The sequence below is a fragment of the Mycolicibacterium baixiangningiae genome, from assembly GCF_016313185.1.
In the GTDB taxonomy this organism is placed as follows: Bacteria; Actinomycetota; Actinomycetes; order Mycobacteriales; family Mycobacteriaceae; genus Mycobacterium; species Mycobacterium baixiangningiae.
On the sequence record NZ_CP066218.1, the window covers coordinates 1096933 to 1116586 of the forward strand.

Here is a 19654-nt window from a genome sequence, read left to right on the forward strand (position 1 = left end):
GGACGCGCGACGCCAGACCTCAGATCATCTCCCGGCGCGTCATCCAGCGCATGACCTGCCAGCCCAGGAACACCGGCAGCCAGCACGTCAGCACGCGGTAGAGCAACACCGCGGGCAACGCCACCGCCGCGGGCACCCCGAACGCCGCGAGGCCGCCGATCAACGCCGCCTCCACCGCACCGACCCCGCCGGGCGTCGGCGCTGCCGACGCCAGTGTGCCGCCCACCATCGTCACCACGGTCACCGTGACGAACGACGTATCCCCGCCGAACGCCTCGATGCTCGCCCACAACGCCAGCGCGGCACCCAGTGTCGTTGTGGCACAACCTAACACGATCAGCGCGAGTCGCTGCGGTTCGGCGGCCAGGTCGCGGAGGTCGTTGAGCACCTCGACCAGCCGCGGCTGCACCGTCGTCATCAGCCAGCGCCTCAGCTTCGGCACCACTAGGAACACCCCGACCAGCCCCAGCAGCACCCCGCCGATCAGGTAGAGCAGGGTGCTCGACGGCACGAACCGCGACAGGTCCGCCGACGCGCCGGCCACCGCGCTGAAGAAGATCAGCAGCCCGATGTGAGTGACCAGCTGCACCGACTGCTGCAACGCGACCGCCGTGGTGGCGCGCACCGCGCCGAGCCCACCCTTCTGCAGGAACCGCGTGCTCAGCGCCAGCCCGCCGACACCGGCCGGGGTGGTGGTGGCGGCGAACGTGTTGGCCACCTGCATCAGTGCCAGATGCCGGAAGGTCACCAGCCCGTCGGCGCACGCCCACAGCGCGGCCGCCGCGCCGAGGTATTTCAGCGCCGACACCCCGAGTCCGAGCAGCGCCCACCACATGTTCACCTGGCGCAGCTCGTTGGAGAACGTCGGCACCGTAGTGAGGAACGGGTAGGCGACGTAGACCAGCGCGCCGATGAGCACCAGCTGGATGATCTGGTTGCGGGTGAACCGCGTGATGTTCTCGGTGCTGATCCGGTCGGTGCCGGTCTGGCGCATCACCTCCTCGCGGGTGGCCGCGGCGATCGCGCGCGCATCCGGCAGCGAATTCCAGAAACGCTCGGACACCGCATGTTTGGCGAGGCGTCGCGATCCGATGAGCACGGTGTCCGCGCCGAACGCCGAGATCGCCGCGCCGACCGCCCGCTCGGCGTCGTGGATCGCCGCGGTGGTCAACAACAGCTGCGCGACGTCGGACTGCAGCTGCGTGTCCGTCGCACCGTATTCGGCGTGGCTGAACCCGCCGAACAGCACGGCGCCGTCGTCGACGGTGATCTCCGCGGCCCGCAGGTCACCGTGGGAGATCGCGTGGTCGTGCAACCCGCGCAACGCGCTCCATACCTGCTCTGGCGGAGCGCTCGCGTCCAGCGGAGCACCGCGCACGGCGTCGTGGGCGTAGAGCGCCCAGCCGCGCGCCAGCGTTGCGACGGCCACCGACGACGTGTTGGCCAGCCCCACCTGGCCGATCGCGATCGCCATCAACGCCCGGTGTTCGACGGCCCGGCGCAGCGAGGCCTGCAGCGGCGCCGTCTCGCTCGACCGCAACCGCAGCTTGCGCCAGACCTGCCGCAGCGCACCGCCGCTGCGCTGATTCGGCCCGTACATGTGCACCGTCGCGGAGCCGGGGCCCGCGGTGGTGGCGGTCATCACCAACGGCCCTCGGCCCGCGGGCCGCACCACCGTCAACGCGGTGACCTCGACCCCGCGCCGCGCCAGGGTCCGCACCGCGTCGGCCAGCGGCACCTCGAGTGCCGGGGTCCCCACCACCAGCACGACCAGCGCCCCGACGAAGAAACCCACCGACAGCCCGAGCAGCGAACGGGCCGGGACCACGGCGCTGACCACCAGGTGGATCGGCACGAACGCCAGCAGCAGCGCCCACCACCAGCGTCGCCACCGCGCCGGCACCCACGGCCCCGATACCGTCAGCACCGCGGCGAGCATCCCGATCCACCGCGGATCGTCGAGGATCTGCGACAGCAGCGTGTCCAGCCGTTCGGACAGATCGAGATGCCAACGCGGCGCGGCGATCCCGTTGCCGGTGATCGACAGCGCGAGGATCGCGAGCAGTCCGGCCGCGGCGAACGCGCCGAGCAGCCGCCACTGCCGCACGATGATCAGCCCGACCAGGATCACGAACGGCAGCGCTAGGATCGAGACGCCATAGGCCAGGTAGACCAGGTTGGACTGCGTCGGCGTGAGCACCCCGACGATCCCGGAGATCGACTGCTCGAGCGCGCTCCACTCGTAGCGGGTGATGAACGAGCTGGTGACCACGACCGCCAGCAGCACCGTCGCCAGCACCAGGCGCAGGATGTCGTTGGTACGTCGAGTCAGCGGCAGCAGCAGGCTGCCCGATACGGCGATCTCCCGCCCGTCGACTCGCATGCTCAAACCGTGGCGCCGACCCCCAGGCGTCCGAGCGCCCAGCGGACGAGTCTCACCCGGTCCTGTCCGGTCGGTGGGCGGCGGACGGCGTACGGCCACGGTTGATTGCGCTCCGGAATCGATTCGGTCCTGACGTGTTTGAGCTGCCGCCGCATATGCGCGCGCAGCTCGTGCAGATCGGGGTCGGCCCACCGGTTGACGGACTCGGTCGGGTCGTCGGTGAGGTCGTAGAGCTCCCACTGGTCGTCGAGCGGGCTGGCGCGGTAAGCCTCTCCGCCGAGACCGTTGGCGGCGAGGTGGCGCACGCCCGGTTCGGTCCAGGTGGCCGGATCGTCGAAGCTGCGCACCAGCTTCCACAGATGACCGTCGACAGCCACCACCAGACCCTCGAAGTTGGACGCCACGTGCGCGGGCACCCGGATACGAAGCGGCCCCGGCGGATTGACGGTGCGCTTCAGCCTGCGCGCCAAACCCGATGCGCCACTGTCCCCTTCGAGCATGTTGTCGCGGGTCATCAGGTACACCGCACGGTCGTCGTCGGGGGTGGCGCCGTCGACGACAGGCATCAGGTCACGGCCCGGAAGCGGGTGCGCCTCGGAGAACGATTCGGTGAGAGTGGCCGCCGCCGCGGCGATGTCGACACCGGCCGCGCCCAGCAGCGTCGGCACCAGGTCGACGTGCGAGGTGGGCGCCGATACCGTGCGCGCTTCGGTGGCGTTCGCGCCGATCCGGGCGATGACGAACGGGACGCGGGTGGCCTCGTCGTAGAGGTTGAACCACTTCTGGTGCAGACCGCCGTGCGCGCCGAGCAGGTCGCCGTGGTCGGCCGTGCGCACCAGCACCGCATCGCCCGAACCCTCGGTGACGGCGACGCCGTCGTCGTCATTGGTGGCCAGCGGTGCGCCCGACGCATCGGTGAGGTCGGCGTGCGGGATGTGCCATTTGCCGTCGTAGTGGGTGTCGTAACCGGCGGCGCGCAACCAGTTTCCCAGGGTCGGCACCTCACCCGGGCGCAGCCACCGCATCCGGGAGTCGTCGTAGGTCTTGCCGATGCCGTCGGTCTGGGTGACGCCGTGCAGATCGGGGAACTGTCCGGTGAAGATCGTCGGGCGGCTGGGCACACAGGCCAGCGATCCGGTGTAGTGCCTGCCGAAACTCACGCCGTGCTCGTCGAACCACGCGCGACCGGGCAGGGCGCGGTCACGCCAGGCCAGCACCTCGGGTGCCTCGTAGGGCGGGACCGCACGTTCCTCGTCGGTCATCAGGATGACGATGTCGGGGCGAGTGTCAGACATGTGCGGTCTCCCATCGCGCTGCCAGGCCGGCGAGCATCGTGTCGGACGACTTCGCCATCCCCAGGCAGAGCAGGCGGGCGGCGAGCGTGCTCAGCAGGCACGAATGGTCGATGCCGGGCAACCAGTCGCGGATCGACCCGAAATCGGCGAGCACATCCCACACCGTCTGCGGGTCGGCGCGCATGGTCCGGCGACGAGCGATCTGTGCCACCACACGGCCACCCTACGGTGCGCAGTGGGCGGCGGTCAGCGATAGCGGGCGAGTCGGTTTGTCAGTTCGTGCGCGTAGTCGAGCTGGCGGGCGAGGTCGTCGCAGGCCTGACGCGCGCGGGTGTGGCACTCGGCGAGGTAGGCGGTGGCCTGTTCGCGGCGGGTGGGCGTGGCGTCCGGAGCGGCGAGAGTGTCGAGCGCGCCCAGCAGGTCACGCATTTCCTCGAGGGTGAAGCCCAGCGGTTTCATCCGCCGGATGGTGAGCAGCCGCTCGACGTCGTCCTCGGTGTAGAGGCGGAACCCGCCCGCCGACCGCGCCGACGGGGTGACCAGGCCGACGTCGTCGTAATGGCGGATCGTCTTGATGGACAGTTCGGTGCGGGTGGACACCTCGCCGATCTGCAGGCGCTCGGTCATCTACTCGGAGCCGTCGAGCCGGCCGGTGAGGCGACGATGGCGTTCGGCGCTGTTCTCGTTGAGGCCGACGATCGTGGCGGTCTTGCCTTTGGCCGCGTACTTGGTGGTGATCGCGTCGAGGGTCGCGACGGTCGAGGCGTCCCAGATCTGAGCGCCCGACATGTCAATGACGACGTTGTCCGGATCGCCCGCGTAATCGAACTGGTACACCATGTCGTTGCTGGACGCGAAGAACAGCTGGCCGCTGACGGCGTAGACCTGGGTGTTCTCGTCGGGCTGCGCCACCTTGACGACGTCGGTCAGATGCGCGACGCGGCGCGCGAACAACACCATGGCGGTCAGCGTGCCGACGCCGACACCGTACGCGAGGTTGCTGGTGGCCACGGTGACGGCGACGGTCACCAGCATCACCGTCGTCTCGCTTCTGGGCATGCGGCGCAACGTCTTCGGGGTGATGCTGTGCCAGTCGAACGTGCCGACCGACACCATGATCATGACGGCGACCAGCGCGGCCATCGGGATGCGACCGACGATGTCGCCGAGGCCGACCACCAACGCGAGCAGGAATGCGCCGGCGAGGAACGTCGAGATCCGGGTGCGGGCCCCGCAGGCCTTCACGTTGATCATGGTCTGACCGATCATCGCGCAGCCGCCCATGCCGCCGAAGAAGCCGGTGACGATGTTGGCCGTGCCCTGTCCGAGCGATTCGCGCGTCTTGTCGGAGTGGGTGTCGGTGATGTCGTCCACCAGTTTGGCGGTCATCAGCGATTCCATCAGGCCGACGATGGCCATGGTCAGTGCGTAGGGGGCGATGACGCCGAGGGTGTGCAGGGTGAAGGGAACGTCGGGCAGCAACAGCGACGGCAGGGTCGAGGGCAGCTCACCCTCGTCGCCGACGGTCGGCACCGACCAGCCGAAGGTGAGGCACGCGCCGGTGAGCAGGACGATGGCCACCAGTGGTGCGGGGACGACGGTGGTGAGCTTGGGGAGAAGGACGATCAGCGCGAGGCCGACGACCACCAGCGGGTAGACCAACCACGGGACGCCGAGCAGGTGGGGCAGCTGCGCGATGAAGATCAGGATGGCCAGCGCATTGACGAAGCCGACCATGACGCTGCGGGGGACGAAGCGCATCAGCCGGGCGACGCCGAGGACGCCGAGCACGATTTGCAGGACGCCGGCCAGGATGACGGCGGCGATGAGGTAGTCGAGGCCGTGGCTGTGCACCAGAGGGGCGACGACGAGCGCGACGGCCCCGGTGGCGGCGGAGATCATCGCGGGCCTGCCGCCGACGATCGCGACGGTGACCGCCATGGTGAAGGAGGCGAACAGGCCCACGCGCGGGTCGACGCCGGCGATGATGGAGAACGAAATGGCCTCGGGGATGAGGGCGAGCGCGACGACGAGTCCGGCCAGCACCTCGGTGCGAAGCCGGCGTGGTGAGCGCAGAGTCGCCAGCACAGACTGTTGTTCCTGCGGTGTGGTGCGCAAAGCCGCCCACTCCCTTCTGACGACGGAGTGCGCAACACTGCGCGAGAGCCGGAACCCTACCGTTACTGGAGGGTTGCGCTCCAAATCGTCGGGTCTCGCTGTGGGCGAGGGCACATCGCGGCGATCGGCGGGAGGCGGCCACCGGTTGCGTAACGCCACGGCGGACCTCAGCGTCCGGGAGCGCCACCGCGTTACGTAACCGGGTGATGTCCGTTCGAGGCGGTGAGCCGCTCGCCGAGACCGGACGCCCGCACCACGCGCCGTTCGATCGCAGCCCGCACCGCCGCCTCCGAACCGACCACCCGGACCTTCGTCGTCGCCCGGGTCACCGCCGTGTAGAACAGCTCGCGCGTCAGCAGCCGTGACTCCTCGTCCGGGAGCAGCACCGTCACCTCTTGCGCCTGGCTGCCCTGGCTCTTGTGGATCGTCATCGCATGCACGGTCTCCACATCGGCCAGTCGGCTCGTGGAGAACTCGACCGGTCCGGCACCCGCGCCCACCACCGCCACCAGCGCGTCGTCGCGCACCACCGTCACACCCGTGTCGCCGTTGTACAGCCCGAGCCCGTAGTCATTCGCCGTGACCAACAGCGGCCGCCCGGCGTACCAGTCCGACCAGATCGGCTCGCCCGTCGCATCGGTGAGCCAGCGCTCCACCTGTCGGTTCCACTGCCGCACGCCGTACGGCCCGCGCCGGTGCGCGCACAGCAGCCGGTGCTCGTCGAGCGTCGCCAACGCCGCGCCCGCGTCACCGAGTATCGCCGCCTCCCGCAGCCGAAGCGCATGCGGTACAAGCACATGGCGCAGCCGCTCACTGGGATTGCCGGTCTCCAACCATTCGATGCCCGGATCGCCCGCCCGCAGCAGTCCGATCACGTCGTCGGTCTCGCCGTCCCGGATCGCCGTGGCCAGCGCACCGATCGGCGCGCCGAATCGATGCGACGTGACCAACCGGGCGATCCGCACGTCATCGCGCACGCCCAGTCCCTCGACCAGATCGGCCAGCACCGCCCCGGCCTCCACCGACGCCAACTGGTCCGCATCGCCGACGAGCAGCAGCCGGCTATCGGGCCGCACCGCCTCGAGCAGGCGGGCCATCAGCGTCAGCGACACCATCGACGTCTCGTCGACGACGATCACATCGTGCGGCAACCGGTTTTCCCGGTGATGCCGGAACCGCGACGAGTTGCCCCTGCGCCGCTGCAGCAACCGGTGCAGCGTCGAGGCCGTCAACTCGGGCAGCCGGTCACGATCCACGGCGTCGAGCTCGCCGAGTGCGGTGTGCACGGCCTCGAGCAGGCGCGCGGCGGCCTTGCCGGTTGGAGCGGCGAGTGCGATGCGCAGGGGAGGCCGGTTCGTCAGCGCCGCCTGTTCGGCCAGCAGCGCCAGCAGCCGTGCCACCGTCGTCGTCTTACCGGTGCCCGGACCGCCGGTCAGCACCGTAAGCGATTGTGACAGAGCGATTTCCGCGGCCACGCGTTGCTCGGGGTAGTACTCGGCCGGGAACAGGCGGTCGAGACCCGGCACCTCACCCGGAGGGGACGCCTCCAGCAGGGCGAGCACGTCGTCGCACACCTGCTGTTCTTCGCGCCAGTACCGGTCGAGGTACAGCGATTCCCCGTAGAACCTCAACACCGGTGGCGTCCCGGTCAGCGCACTGGCCCGCACCGCCGACAACCACGCCTCGGGGTCCGGCCACGGTACCTCCGGGACGCCGACCTGGGAGGCGACAGACCTCAGATCCACGCAGACAGAACCGCTGCGCAGCGCCCGCACCGCGAACGCGACGGCCAGCGCCACGGATTCATCGGCCTCACCGGCCAACGCGGTGAGCCGCTGCGCGACGTGCACATCGGCGGGTTCGAACACCGCGGCGTCGGTGAACGCTCGCAGCAGACCGGACGCGGCGAGCGTGCCGACGCTCATGAGTCGCCGGGGACTCGCAGCCGCACCGTCCGGGTGGTCGAGCTCTCGTCGAGTTCGACCAGATCTGCGTGCGAGCGCAGGAAGTCGCTGAACGACCGGTATCCGAGCTGCTTCTCGTTGAACGACGGATCCATCCGCTTCATCTGCGCCTTGACCGCCGAGTTGTGCAGCCAGTCGGCGTCGTCTTTCTCCAGGCCGATCCGCAACGCCCGCATCAGCAGCGCGGTCGCGGCATCCGCGGGATCAGGGTCGGAGTCGGACTCGGGCTCAGGCTCCGGGTCCTCGGCCTTGTCCGGCTTACGGCGGCGCGTGCGCTTGGCGGGCTCGGCCTTATGGCTGGCGGCCGCTTCCGCCGGCGTCGGTACCGGGACGCCGGGCAGCGCGTCGTAGGTGACGAACTCGTCACAGGCGGCGGCCAGCGACCGGCTCGACGAGCCGGCCACCCCGATGCCGACCACGTAGCGGCCGAGCCGTTTGCAACGCTGTGCCAGCGCGATGTAATCCGAATCTCCGCCGACGATCACCACGTGGGTCAGATCGGGCAGCCGGAACATGTCCTCGACCGCGTCGACGGCCAGGCGGATGTCAGCGCCGTTCTTGCCGTAGGCGGCGGCCGGGAACAGCTGCACGAGGTCGACGGCGCGGGCCACGAGCTGTCCGCGGTAGTTCGCGTTGACGCCGGACGACCAGTCGGCATACGCGCGGGTGAGCACCAGCGTGCCGAACGACGAGGCGAAGTCGATGACAGCCCCGACGTCGACGGTGGCGCGCTCGAGTTTCTCGGCGAACTCGTCGGCGTCCTTGGTTTTGTCCCGCTGGTACGAGCTACGTCCGTTGATTTGGTCGTACCGCGAGATCACGATGTTGTCGAAGTCGAGGTACACCGCGACGCGTGTGGCTCCAGTATCCGTCACGAGTCCAGTGTGGCCCATCGGTCGCCCGGAATCAGGAAGCCAACGGCAATGTGAGGTGCGGATCGCAGATGTCCAGGACGCGGCGAACTGTCGGATTGGTCACCAGCGCCCACTCGACGTTGGCGCGGACACACCGTTCGCTGATCGTGCACAGCACGGAGAACCCCGCGGTGGACAGGAAGTCGACGCCTGTCAGGTCGAGGGTCAGGCGGCGCGAGTTGGCACCTCTGCGCAGCACATATTCAGACATGTCAGCGGCGTTCCCGGCGTCGATCGACCCGCCGACGCTGATACGGACCTCGTAGGGGCCGAGCCATTCGGTGGAGAAGTTCAGATGATCGATGGAAGGCATGAGTCAGGCTCCGAAACTGCGCCGGTGGCGCTGAAAGGAAAGTGGGGGGCGGCGTCAGCGGACGGATTCCAATGCCCGTGCTCTGCGACATGCCGCGGCTGGTTCATCAACCGCGGCCAAACCCTACGTGGCCGACGCCCCGCTTCCGCAATCGGCAGGCCGATTCTCACCGATTCGTCATTGTTCGGATGTCCGGCCCGCGTCGAGCAGCTCGGACAGCGCGAGGACCAGTGCCGCGGGCGGTCGCCAGCTGAACACGCCGGCGGGGTGTCCGTCGACCACCGGCGTCGTCGCGCCGCACATACCGCGCACGAACAGGTAGAGCACCCCGCCCAGGTGTTCAGCCGGGTCGTAATCCGGTTGCCGCCACCGCAGGAACCGGTGCAGCACCACGCAATACAGCAGCGCCTGCAGCGGATAGTCGGAGTGGAGCATCGCCTCGGCCATCCGGGGGCGGCCGTAATCGGCTGCGGTGAGCGGGGTCTCGGGTTCGCCGAGCCAGTTCGTCTTGTAATCCACCACGAGATAGCGCACCCCGCTGGGGCCTGGTAAGCGCAGGACGGCGTCGAGCGATCCGGTGAGGTAACCCTTGAGTGACTGCGCACCGAGCGCGCGGTCGGTGAGCCGGTCGACGTACGGCGCCAGGACGTCGTCGGCGGGCAGGTGCCGGGCCAGCAGGCGCCCGACGTCGGCCAGGGTGATCGCGGGTGCACTGCCACGCCCGTCTCCACCGGCGAGCGGGAACTCGAAGTCCATCTCCGACAAGCGATCCCGCAAACCGATCTGGCGCAGCGACATGTCAGGAGCCAGTGGGCCGAGCGGGGTGTCGTGCATCGGCACCAGCGCATCGGCCAGCGCGTCGGGCGCGACGTCGACCGGCCACCACACCGCGTGCTCCCGGATGCGTTTCTCGAGTTCCGATCTCAGGTCGGCGGCGAACGGGTCGGCGTGTTCGAGCACCGCATGCACCAGCGACCCGAACTTCGCGCCCATCGGCAGATCGGCCATCGGCGACGGCACGTCGGCACCGACGGTCGACGTCTCCGAGACGGGCACGTCGGCGATCTCGTCGTCGAGTTCGGTGACCTCGGGTTCACTGGTGACGCCGGCGCCCTCGGCGGCCCGCAGCAGACCCGAATACGACGTGCGTCGCCACGCGGTGTCGATGCCGCGGTGAAAATGGCGCACCGCGAGACCCGTGGGCCGTTCCTCGGGCCCCGGGGCGGCGGGGCCGGCGATGACCGACTCCTCGAGGATCGGCCCGCCGAGGTCCGCCCAGGCGCGCAGCGCCGCCATCGCGTCGGCATCGTCGAGTTTCGGCGGGTCGCAGCGGTCGGGCACGGTGGCGTCACCGGGCCTTCTGCCGCGCAGCAGGCGCGACAGCCCGCCGTTGGGTTCATCCCATGACGGCGCCCACCACGCGACCACCTGGGACTGTGCGCGGGTGAGCGCGACGTAGGTCAGGCGCACGTCGTCGCCGGCGGCCTCCCGCCGGCCGAGTCGCTCGACCTGTGCATAGTCGGGGCTGTCGTCACCGCCGATGTGCAGGCAACGGGTCCGGCCGTCGTGGAAGAGCACCGTGTCCCGGGTCTGGATGTTGCGGTTGAACGCGAACGGCAGGTACACCACCGGATACTGCAGACCCTTGCTCACCCACACCGTCATGATCTGCACGGCCGCCGCGTCGCTGTCGAGGCGGCGGTTGCGTTCGATTGAGCCGCTGCGCTCCTCGCGCTGCGTGCGCAGCCAGTCCCGCAGGGCGGGCAGGCCGAAATGCTCCCGGTGCGCCGTCTCGTGCAGCACCTGCGTGAGGTGGGCGAGGTCGGTCATGTGGCGTTCACCGTCGTGCCAGGACAGCACCCGCCTGCCCATCCCGGTCAGGTTCGCCGCCTCGAACACCGCCGCCACACCGCGGTCGCGGGCGTGATCGGCCCACTCGCGTAACCGGTCGGCGATCTCGTCGGTCAGCGTGTCACCTTGTGCGGCAAGCTCTTCGGCGGTACGGCCGAAGAACATCGTGCTGGCCGCCGCGCGCACCAGACCCGAGCGGTGCGGCTGGTCGAACGCCTCGAGCAGACACAGCCAGTCGTCACCGGCGGGGGAGTTGAACACGTCGGAATCCCCGGTGTAGACCGCGGAGATGCCGGCCTGTGACAGCGCGTCGAAACAGGCGCGGGCGTCCTTGTGTGTCTCGACGATCACCGCGATGTCCCTGGCCTCGATCGGCTTGCCGCAGAACGTCGCTCCGCCGGCCAGCAGTTGGCCGATGTCGGCGGCCAGGTCCCTGCTGATGTGTGGGCGCAGCTTGTCCATCGGGATCACCCGGTCGGGGCGGGTGCCGAAAGCCTGGCGAGAGACGACACGCAGGCGGAAGGGATCGTTGTGCGGGGCGCCCTCGAGGCGGTGCCCCTGGTGTCTGGCCTCGACGGGGCGGACCACGATCTCGGCGTCACCGAGTTCCGCGTCCCGCAGCACCACCTGCAACCGGTCGACCAGTTCACCGTCGCTGCGCCAGTTGGTCCCGAGCGTCTGCCGGTCGCCCGCGGTGCTCGCGGCGTGCAGGTAGGTGACGATGTCGCCGCCGCGGAACGCGTAGATCGCCTGCTTGGGGTCGCCGATCAGGATCAGCGTCGACCGCCCGGTGAACGCGCGGTCGATCACTTCCCATTGCACCGGATCGGTGTCCTGGAATTCGTCGACCATCACGATCGACCAGCGCCGGTGCATGCGCGCCCGGGCCGGGGAGTTCTCGTCGGTCAGCGCGTTGGCCAGCCGGGACAGCAGATCGTCGTAGTGCAGGATGCCCAGCCTGCGCTTGCGCCGCTCGAGTTCGGTGCATACCGCCCTGGCGAATTCGACGCGGACCGCGGCCTCGGTGTCCGCCGGCGGGTCGAGTGGGCGCAGTTCGGCGCCGGCGTTGCGGACAACTTCCCGGGCCAGCTCCAGCGCCTGACCGCGGGTCAGCACCGGATCGTCGCGCTGCTGGCCGAAGTGGGCGAGGTACAGATCGTCGACGATCTCGGCGGTCAGGTCGTCGAGGCTCTCCACGAGCTGAACCCCGGTATCCGTATCCCCGGCGACACCAAGGGATTTGAGGACCAGCTGACAGAACTGGTGCGTGGTCGCGATCGTGGCGGCGTCGAAACCGGCCAACGCGTCCCGCAGGCGCTGCCTGCGCGCGTGCCGTTCGTCCTCGGAGCCGTCGATCAGGTGGGCGACCAACTGGTTGTCTCCGACCGTCGCCGGATCGTCGAACGCGACGAGTGCGTCGAGCATCTGGCCGCGCACCCGCTCACGCAGCTCCTGGCTGGCCGCCCGCCCGAACGTCACGAGCAGCATCTGGTCGAGCGTCGCCACGCCTTCGGCGACGTACCGCGTCACCAGACCCGCGAGCGCGAATGTCTTGCCGGTGCCCGCGCTGGCCTCGAGCACCGTGGTGGTACGCGGGGCGGGCAGCGGGCCGAGCAGGTCGAAGTCCAGCGAGGAGCGGAGCGGATCGCGCATCTGCCCCCGCATCAGTCGGGGTCCTTCTCGGCGGCGAGCATCGGCAGCCACAGACGCGCCGCGTACGCGCCGAGGCGGGTGTTCTCCCCGTCGCACTCCTCGCCGGGGCGCACGGATTGCAGCAGTACCTCGACCGATGACCGCACACCCCACACGTGCGCGTGCGCGGGTTGTTCGTTCTCACCGGGGAACTTGCCGGTGTTCCACTTGAACCGCGCCTCGCGCAGCGGTTCGCCACGATGGTGGCGGGCCTCCGCCCACGCGTAGGACGTCTTGGGCGGCAACGGGATCGGCTCCCGGCGTCCGGCGTCGTACATGCTCACCAGATCCCGCAGCACGCCGGTCGCGTCGGCGGGCGCGCCGAGCAGCCGCTCCCTGGTGCCGCCCCGTTTACCGCGCCCGATGCACACCGCCGTCCAGTCCGGACTCGGGCGCGCAGCGGTCAACGCCGCCAACTGGATCCACGACGCGAGCAGGTGGCGACCGTCGAGTTTGGAGTAGGTGACGGTGACCGTCCGGTCGCCGTACACCTTCGGCACGGTGCCGGTGACGCGTCGGCCGTTTCCGAGGTGGATGTCGACGTCGTACGCCTGCGGCGGTTGTCCGCGGTGCCGGTGCGCCGCGGTGGCCAGCGCGGCGGCCTGGTCGCGCAGTTCCTGGGCCTTGCGCCAGCCGAGCCGGCCTGGCGGCAGCGACCCCCGCCGCCACTCCGCCTGTTGCGCCTGTTCGGGATTGAGTCCGCGCAGCATGTCGTCGAGCATGCGTTCGCCGATCTGCCACTCGGCCAGCGCGTCGATCTCCACCGGCATGGCGTCCTCGATGGCGTCGACGTCCCACGGCAGCGTGAAGTCCAGCGCGCGGAAGAACCCCTTGACCGGGTCCCTGAAGAAGCCGATCAGATCGTCGAGCGCGACGTCGTCCTCCGGCGGTGGGGGCAGCGGCCGGGCGAGCAGTCCTGGGCGCTCGGCGCGGTCACCGGTCGCGACGGTCGCCGCCGTGAGCGCGGTCGAGTCGAAGGTGAACGGCTCATCCGGCACTCCGAGCACGCCGGGTGTGACGTTGCGGACATCGAAGGGCTGCAACGGATGTTCGACGACGACCCGGTCCCGCACCGGGGTCTCGGTGGTGACGTCGAGCGCGTCGAGCAGCTCCACCAGCGGTACGGCGGGCGGTTTGCGCTGACCGGAGTATTCGTTGGCGCCGGTGTAGGTGACGACGAGCTTCTCCGTCGCCGCGCCGATCGCGTCGAGCAGCAGTTGCCGGTCCTCGGAGCGGATGTCGCGTTCCCCCGTCATCGGATCGCGGGCGAGCGCGTCGTCACCGTCGACCACCCCGAGGCGCGGGAACACCCCGTCGTCCAGACCGACCAGACACACCACCCGGTGCGGGACCGAGCGCATGGGCACCATGGTGCACACCGTCAGCGTGCCGGTGCGGAAGTTCGCGCGGGTGGGCCGTCCGGCGAGGTGGCGGCCGAGCAGCGCCTTGATGTCGGCCAGCCGCAGCAGCGTGTCCTGGCGTGGGCCGGCCTGGGTCAGCACGTCGGCGAACTCGCGTTCCAGCTGACTGGTCTGCCAGGTGTCGTCGTCCGGTACGGAGGTCAACTGGTCGATGCCGGCGCGCAGCGCGTCCAGCCATTCGGCGAGCGGCTTTGTGCCGCTGAGGCTCTCGACGCAGGCCTGCAGCCGCCCGACGTACTCGGCGAGCCGGCCGGCGAGTTCGACGCGGTCGCTGCTGACGTCGTCGAGCGGCAGCGTGGTGTCGAGCCAGGCGTGGGAGTCGTCGGACATCGCGACGCCCGCGAGCACCCGGTCAAGCCCGAACCGCCAGGTGTTCTGGACGAAGTCGACTCCGTAGGGATGGCGGTGTTCGCGGTCGAAACCCCACCGGATGTTCGCTTCCCGCACCCAGTCCCCGATCGCGTCGAGATCGTCGTCGGTGAAGGCGAACCGCGCGCGGATCGACGGTACCTCGGCGAGGTTGAGCACCTCGGTGGCCGTGGCGCGGGCGCCGGCCAGGTCGAGCAGCTGGCCGGCGACACCGAGCAACGGGTTGGTCTGCGTCAACGCACGGTCGGCGAGCTTGACGCGCAGCCGGTGCGCCGGGTGCGCGCCGTGCACCACGTCGCCGAGCCCGAAACCCGCGACGATCAGCGGGGCGTAGTTCTCGATGTCCGGGCACATGACGAGGATGTCCCGGGGTTCGAGCGTCGGGTCGTCGACGAGCAGACCGAGCAGCACTTCGCGCAGGACGTCGATCTGGCGGGCGGCGCCGTGGCAGCTGTGCACCTGCACGGAGCGGTCGGGTGCGCGCAGTTGCCTGCCGCCGGGGCGTGGAGCGTTGGCGGCGATGTCGGACTGCAGCCAGCCCAGCAGGGTGTCGGGGTGGTCGGCGTGGCCGAGATGTTCGTCGGTTTGCGGTGCGGCGGGCAGGCTGCGCTGCAGTTCGCGAAGGTCACGGCCGAGGGTGGCGAGCAGTGGGTGGCCGACGTCGCGGTGGGTGTTGTCGTCGCGGCGGCGGACGGGACCGCGGTGGGCTTCGAGCGACGTCCACATGTTGTCGCTGGGGTGTGGCAGCCACAGATGCAGGTCGTGATGGGTGGCCAGCGCGTCGAGCAGTTCCACCTCGGTGGAGGGCAGCCGGGTGTGGCCGAACAACGACAGACGCTCGGGCAGGTCGATGGGCGACTCACGAAGGCGCGCAACGACTTCAGTGTGACGCAGGTGCGGGGGGTCGGCCGGCACGCGGGCGACCAGGGCGCGCCAGAGATGGGGTTGCCAGTGCAGGTCGTCTTCGAGGTCGCCGGGGTTGCCATCGAGCCAGTCGACGAGCAGCTGCGGGCGCTGGCGGGCGTAGGAGGCGAACAGACCGGCGAGGCGGCGGGCGACGGCGTAGCGGCGGCTGAGGCGGAGTTCCTGTTCCTCGCCGTGTTCGAAGTGGCCGAGGTGGGTGGCCAGCGTCGTGCACCACGGTCGGTCGAGGCTGTCGTCGATGACCTCGAGCAGCGGCCACACCAGGGCGTCGGGCGCCCAGGGATCGTCGTCCTCGGTGCCGGATGACCCCTCGATGATCTGAGCGATCAGGGACCGGGGGTTGCGGAAGATGACGCCCGCGCAGACACCGTCGTCACCCGAACCGCGGCCGAGAACGTGCGACAGCCGCTGGCTCAGCCACCGCTCGACGCCCTTCGCCGGGACGATGACGAGCTCCTGGGCGAACGGGTCGGCCAGGGGAGTGGACAGCAGGGTGCCGAGTCCGTCGGCCAGGAGGTCGGTGCGCTCCGCCCGGTGCAGATGGAATGGCATCGCCCCAAACGATAGAGCGCGGGTCCGACTGATCGTGGGGAAGGCAGGGCATCCCTAGATTCGGACCGGCAGTCCTCCGGTGAGCGACGACGGCCGGCACAACGCCGCCACGGGCACCACGGCCAGCGCCGCCACCACGAACGCCACGCGCACGTTGAGCGCATCGGCCGCGCCACCGAGAGCCGCGGCCGCGATCGGCCGCGAGCCGAGGAACCCGACCAGCCACAGCGCCATGATCCGGCCCCTCAGCTCCTCGGGCGCACGCTCCTGGACGACAGTGCTCAGCCCCGTCATCGCCCAGCCGAAGCCGAGGCCCGCCAACCCGAAACCCGCCAACGCCACCGGCGTGACCGTCCCGAGCGCCAACACCCCGCATCCGGCGCACAGCAGCCACAACCCGATCGACGACACCCAGCCCGCCGCGATTCGGCCGCGCAGTAGCGCCAGCACCACCATGCTCAACGCCGCGCCGATCCCGAACACCGCCGACAGTGCACCCACCAGTCGGGTGTCACCGCCCAGAGCATCAGCCATCGACGGCGTCAACGTGATCGAGGGGTCCGCCGCGAACCCGACCGTCGTCACCGCGAGCAGGGCGAGGAACAGAGGCCGGTCGCGCCACACGTACTTCAGCGCCGCGCGCACCCGGTAGTCCGCGCCGTCGCGGCGCACCGGAGGAGCGGGGAAGCGCACCACCAGAAGGAAGAGCGCGAAGATCAGGTGCAGCCCCGCGCTGACCGCGAACCCTTCGGCGTACCCGAGATGCGCGGCCAGATAGGCGCCGATGACCGGGCCGATCATTCGGCCGATCGTCATCGGAATGCTGTTGAGCGCCATGGCCGTCGACAGCTCGCCGTCACGGATGAGGTTCGGCACGATCGACTGCATCGCCGGGCCGCCCACCACGAACCCGATACCGACCAGCAGCGTGCCGAGGAGCACCGCCGCCGGCGCCTGCTGCTCGGAGATCGCCAGCCACACGGCCACCGCTCCCGACCCGGCCAGGCACAGCACCCGGCCGAGCAGGATTTGCCGAGCCGGGTTGCCGGTGTCGGCCCATTTGCCGCTGGTCGGGCTGAGGATGAGCTGCGGTCCGAACTGCACGACACCGACCAGGCCGACCATCAGCGCCGAGCCTGTCGCCTCGTACATGACGATCGCCGCGACGATGCCGTGCGTCCACACCGCGACGACTGAGAAGATCTTGCCCCAGAACAGCGCGCCGAACACCGGGTCGAACATCAGCCCGAGCGCACCGCGCGCCTGGGGCGGCGCCGTGGTCTGCGCGGTCATGCGCGCACCCCGTGTTCGAAGTCCGTGACGAGCCGGTCGAGTAGTCCGACGAGCGAGTCGACGTCGCTGTCGGGCCAGTCGCCCACCACGCCGGCGACGATCTCGCGGCGGCGGTCGGTCACCGCGGCCAGGGCGTCGCGTCCGGCGTCGGTCAGCACCAGCACGCAGCGGCGCTGGTCGTCGGGGGCGAGGGTCTTTGTCAGCAATCCGGCGGCGACGACGGATCCGACGGTCCGACTGGCCGTCGAGTGCTCGACGGCCATGTAGTCGGCGACATCGCCGATGGATGCCCCGCGTCCGCCCTTCTCACACTGCTCGACGGCGCGCAGGACCCGCAGCGTCGAGACCGTGGTCACCGGAGCGATGTCGTCGAGCAGTTGCCGCCGGAACTCGGGCCGCTGCCGGACGACGTGAATCCGGGTCAGCAACTCGTCGAGATGGTCGTAGCGGGACGGCGGCACAGTTATATGCATAGCACATGCATATAACCGGATACCAGGTGCGAAGCGGCGCGTAAGCGGCCCACGATGGTGGTACTCAGCGGGCGTGGCAACGTCGTCAGGGATGATCGCCGTCGGCAGCGGGCCGGCCGGCCTCAGCGCGGCCGGGACCACCACGTCGACCTCCACACCCCGGACTGGTTCGACCGGCGGCGCCTCGAACTCGTCCGCGGTATCACCGTCGACCACATCGACCTCGACCGCCGCGAGGTGATCACGCGCGGCGGCCGCCGCTATCCGTACTGGAGCCTGGTGCTCGCGCCGGGCGCCACGCCCGTCCCGCTCAACGTGCCCGGCGCCGGGAACGCCCTGCACCTGCGGTCCCTCGCCGGCGCGTCCGCCGCCGGTTTTCCGACCGCATGGGCGAAGGTCCCCGGCTTCCACTGCGCCATCGGCGAGGCGCGGCTGAAGTACCGCGGCTGGGGCATCCCCTACGAGCACAGCCGCCTCGTCGACCACCGTGACGGGTTCACGGTCTGGTATGAAGCCGGCGGTGAGGTGATCGGTGTGCTCAGCCTCAACGCCGCCGACGACCATCGGCTGGCCGCCGAACTCATCGGCCACGAGACCTGAGCGCCGTCTGGGCCTGGAACCGGACTGAATGCAGGGCGCGCAGCGGGTGGGCGCGAATGTGCAACCAGCCCAACCGCTGCACCACTTCCTCCGCCCTGAGCCGCTGCACCGCCGAATATCCCTCGAGGCGTTCTTCGGGTTCCTGCCAGCTGATCCCGACTTTCGCCCACTCCCACCCCATCGCGATCCTGGTCGACCCGTATTTGTCCCCGATCCTGATATCCGTGGTCGGCCGGGGTAGCCCGACCGAATCGATGAGGTACAGCCGAAGCGCGGTCTCCTCCCGCGACAGCGCGCCGCCGTCCATCAGGTTGACGGCCAGCCGGGCTGCCGGAAGCCCTCGTGCCCCCTGATGGCGGTCGGCCAGAGCCTGCACCTCTGCAACCGTCACCCCTGATCTGGCTGACAGAGCGTCCAGTATCGCCACCGCCTCTGCGCGCGGCAGGTGCCTGGCCAGATCGAGAGCGGTGCGGGCAGCTGTGGTCACGAGCTGGCCGCCATGACCGCTCACCTCGTCGTCGCCGATGCGTTCGTCGCGAATCACGACACCGCGCGTCGGTCTGCGGTGCCGGCCGATCATCTCGATCGGCGCGGAGTCCGCGGCCCAGTACACGCCGTGCAGGTAGGCAGCCGACCGGCCGGCGATGATCCCCTTGCGTCCCGACCACAGCCACGCGGCCTGCGTCCTCGTAGACGTCGTCTCAAGCGCCCCGTTGGGCAGGTAGACGTTCGGGTGGACGGCGGTGTAGTTCCACCTCAGCGCCGCGCGGGTCAGCCTTCCGGCGGCGATCTCTTCCGAACCGACGATCGGCCACATGCCGCGATGGTGACCGGACGCACTGACATTTCCGCCCTTGTGCTGGTTTTCGACAACAGGGCTGTGGAAAGCGTCGGAGGCATGGAGATCGACAGCCCTGGTGTCGAAACCGAGCACAAGGCGCCGGAAACCACCCCTCCCCGGGGGCGGTGAACCGGATGACGCGTTCGACTTCACCGAACCCGCCGGTAGCCGCGCGCCGGTCACTACATTCGAGGTCATGGCCGTTCGCGCGTCTCGTGAAGTGGTCTTCGACGCGTCACCGGAGGCCATCCTCGACGTGCTCGCCGATATCGAGTCACTGCCCGACTGGTCGTCGGTGTACAAGAAGGTCACGGTTCTCGACCGCCACCCCGACGGAAAACCGCGCCGAGTCAGGGCCACCCTGCGGCTGATGGGCGTCACCGACAACGAGATCCTCGAGTACCACTGGGGCAGGCACTGGGTGGTGTGGGACGCCGAGGACACCTTCCAGCAGCGCGGACAGCACGTCGAGTACAACCTCACGCCCGAAGGTGACCGGACCCGCGTGCGGTTCGACATCATCGTCGATCCGTCCGCACCGATCCCGCAGTTCCTCGTCAAACGCGCGAAGAAAATCGTGCTGCAGTCGGCGACGGAGGGACTGCGCAAACGCGTGATGGCTAAAACGCACACTGAGTGAAAAGGAACAAC

General features: G+C 69.7%; 15 protein-coding genes. 2 read left to right on the forward strand and 13 right to left on the reverse strand.

What is annotated here, in order from left to right; all coding sequences use genetic code 11:
- Positions 1-19: 19 nt before the first annotated feature.
- The 12 genes from I7X18_RS05150 to I7X18_RS05205 all read right to left on the reverse strand — a co-directional run bounded on the left by I7X18_RS05150 (position 20) and on the right by I7X18_RS05205 (position 17562).
- Entirely contained in the window at positions 20-2383 is a 2364-nt protein-coding gene (locus tag I7X18_RS05150; RefSeq protein WP_193044246.1) for a lysylphosphatidylglycerol synthase transmembrane domain-containing protein, read from the reverse strand.
- A gap of 2 nt (positions 2384-2385) precedes the next feature.
- Positions 2386-3678 carry a sulfatase-like hydrolase/transferase gene (locus I7X18_RS05155; protein ID WP_193044245.1) on the reverse strand — a complete coding sequence of 431 codons (1293 nt, stop codon included), beginning with the start codon at positions 3676-3678 and terminating at the stop codon, positions 2386-2388.
- A complete protein-coding gene (locus I7X18_RS05160; RefSeq protein ID WP_404822723.1) occupies positions 3671-3889 on the reverse strand; it encodes an SRPBCC family protein in 219 nt (72 codons plus the stop codon). Before I7X18_RS05160 ends, I7X18_RS05155 begins: the two co-directional genes overlap by 8 nt.
- A gap of 35 nt (positions 3890-3924) precedes the next feature.
- On the reverse strand, positions 3925-4305 hold the full coding sequence (locus I7X18_RS05165) for a MerR family transcriptional regulator (protein WP_193044244.1): 381 nt from the start codon (positions 4303-4305) through the stop codon (positions 3925-3927).
- Positions 4306-5796, reverse strand: a complete 1491-nt coding sequence (locus I7X18_RS05170) for a SulP family inorganic anion transporter (protein WP_193044243.1) — start codon at positions 5794-5796, stop codon at positions 4306-4308.
- Between the two features lie 191 nt (positions 5797-5987).
- Positions 5988-7721 carry an exodeoxyribonuclease V subunit alpha gene (recD, locus tag I7X18_RS05175; RefSeq protein WP_193044242.1) on the reverse strand — a complete coding sequence of 578 codons (1734 nt, stop codon included), beginning with the start codon at positions 7719-7721 and terminating at the stop codon, positions 5988-5990.
- A complete protein-coding gene (locus I7X18_RS05180; RefSeq protein WP_193044241.1) occupies positions 7718-8653 on the reverse strand; it encodes an NYN domain-containing protein in 936 nt (311 codons plus the stop codon). The genes recD and I7X18_RS05180 overlap by 4 nt, the downstream gene beginning before the upstream one ends.
- Before the next feature lie 13 nt (positions 8654-8666).
- Complete coding sequence (locus I7X18_RS05185; protein WP_193044240.1) at positions 8667-8987, reverse strand: STAS domain-containing protein; 321 nt, start codon at positions 8985-8987, stop codon at positions 8667-8669.
- A gap of 177 nt (positions 8988-9164) precedes the next feature.
- Complete coding sequence (gene recB / locus I7X18_RS05190; RefSeq protein WP_193044239.1) at positions 9165-12503, reverse strand: exodeoxyribonuclease V subunit beta; 3339 nt, start codon at positions 12501-12503, stop codon at positions 9165-9167.
- Complete coding sequence (recC, locus tag I7X18_RS05195; RefSeq protein ID WP_193044238.1) at positions 12503-15796, reverse strand: exodeoxyribonuclease V subunit gamma; 3294 nt, start codon at positions 15794-15796, stop codon at positions 12503-12505. Before recC ends, recB begins: the two co-directional genes overlap by 1 nt.
- Positions 15797-15850: 54 nt before the next feature.
- Positions 15851-17089, reverse strand: coding sequence for an MFS transporter (locus I7X18_RS05200; RefSeq protein WP_193044237.1), 1239 nt, complete (start codon positions 17087-17089; stop codon positions 15851-15853).
- Positions 17086-17562 carry a MarR family winged helix-turn-helix transcriptional regulator gene (locus I7X18_RS05205; RefSeq protein ID WP_193044236.1) on the reverse strand — a complete coding sequence of 159 codons (477 nt, stop codon included), beginning with the start codon at positions 17560-17562 and terminating at the stop codon, positions 17086-17088. The genes I7X18_RS05200 and I7X18_RS05205 overlap by 4 nt, the downstream gene beginning before the upstream one ends.
- Before the next feature lie 54 nt (positions 17563-17616).
- Here I7X18_RS05205 and I7X18_RS05210 point away from each other — a divergent pair, with 54 nt between their 5' ends.
- Complete coding sequence (locus I7X18_RS05210; protein ID WP_226862907.1) at positions 17617-18162, forward strand: hypothetical protein; 546 nt, start codon at positions 17617-17619, stop codon at positions 18160-18162.
- Here I7X18_RS05210 and I7X18_RS05215 read toward each other — a convergent pair.
- Entirely contained in the window at positions 18143-18979 is an 837-nt protein-coding gene (locus I7X18_RS05215; RefSeq protein ID WP_193044235.1) for a hypothetical protein, read from the reverse strand. The genes I7X18_RS05210 and I7X18_RS05215 overlap by 20 nt on opposite strands.
- Positions 18980-19199: 220 nt before the next feature.
- On the opposite strand from I7X18_RS05215, the gene I7X18_RS05220 reads away from it, so the two are divergent.
- Entirely contained in the window at positions 19200-19643 is a 444-nt protein-coding gene (locus I7X18_RS05220; protein ID WP_193044234.1) for an SRPBCC family protein, read from the forward strand.
- Positions 19644-19654: the final 11 nt, after the last annotated feature.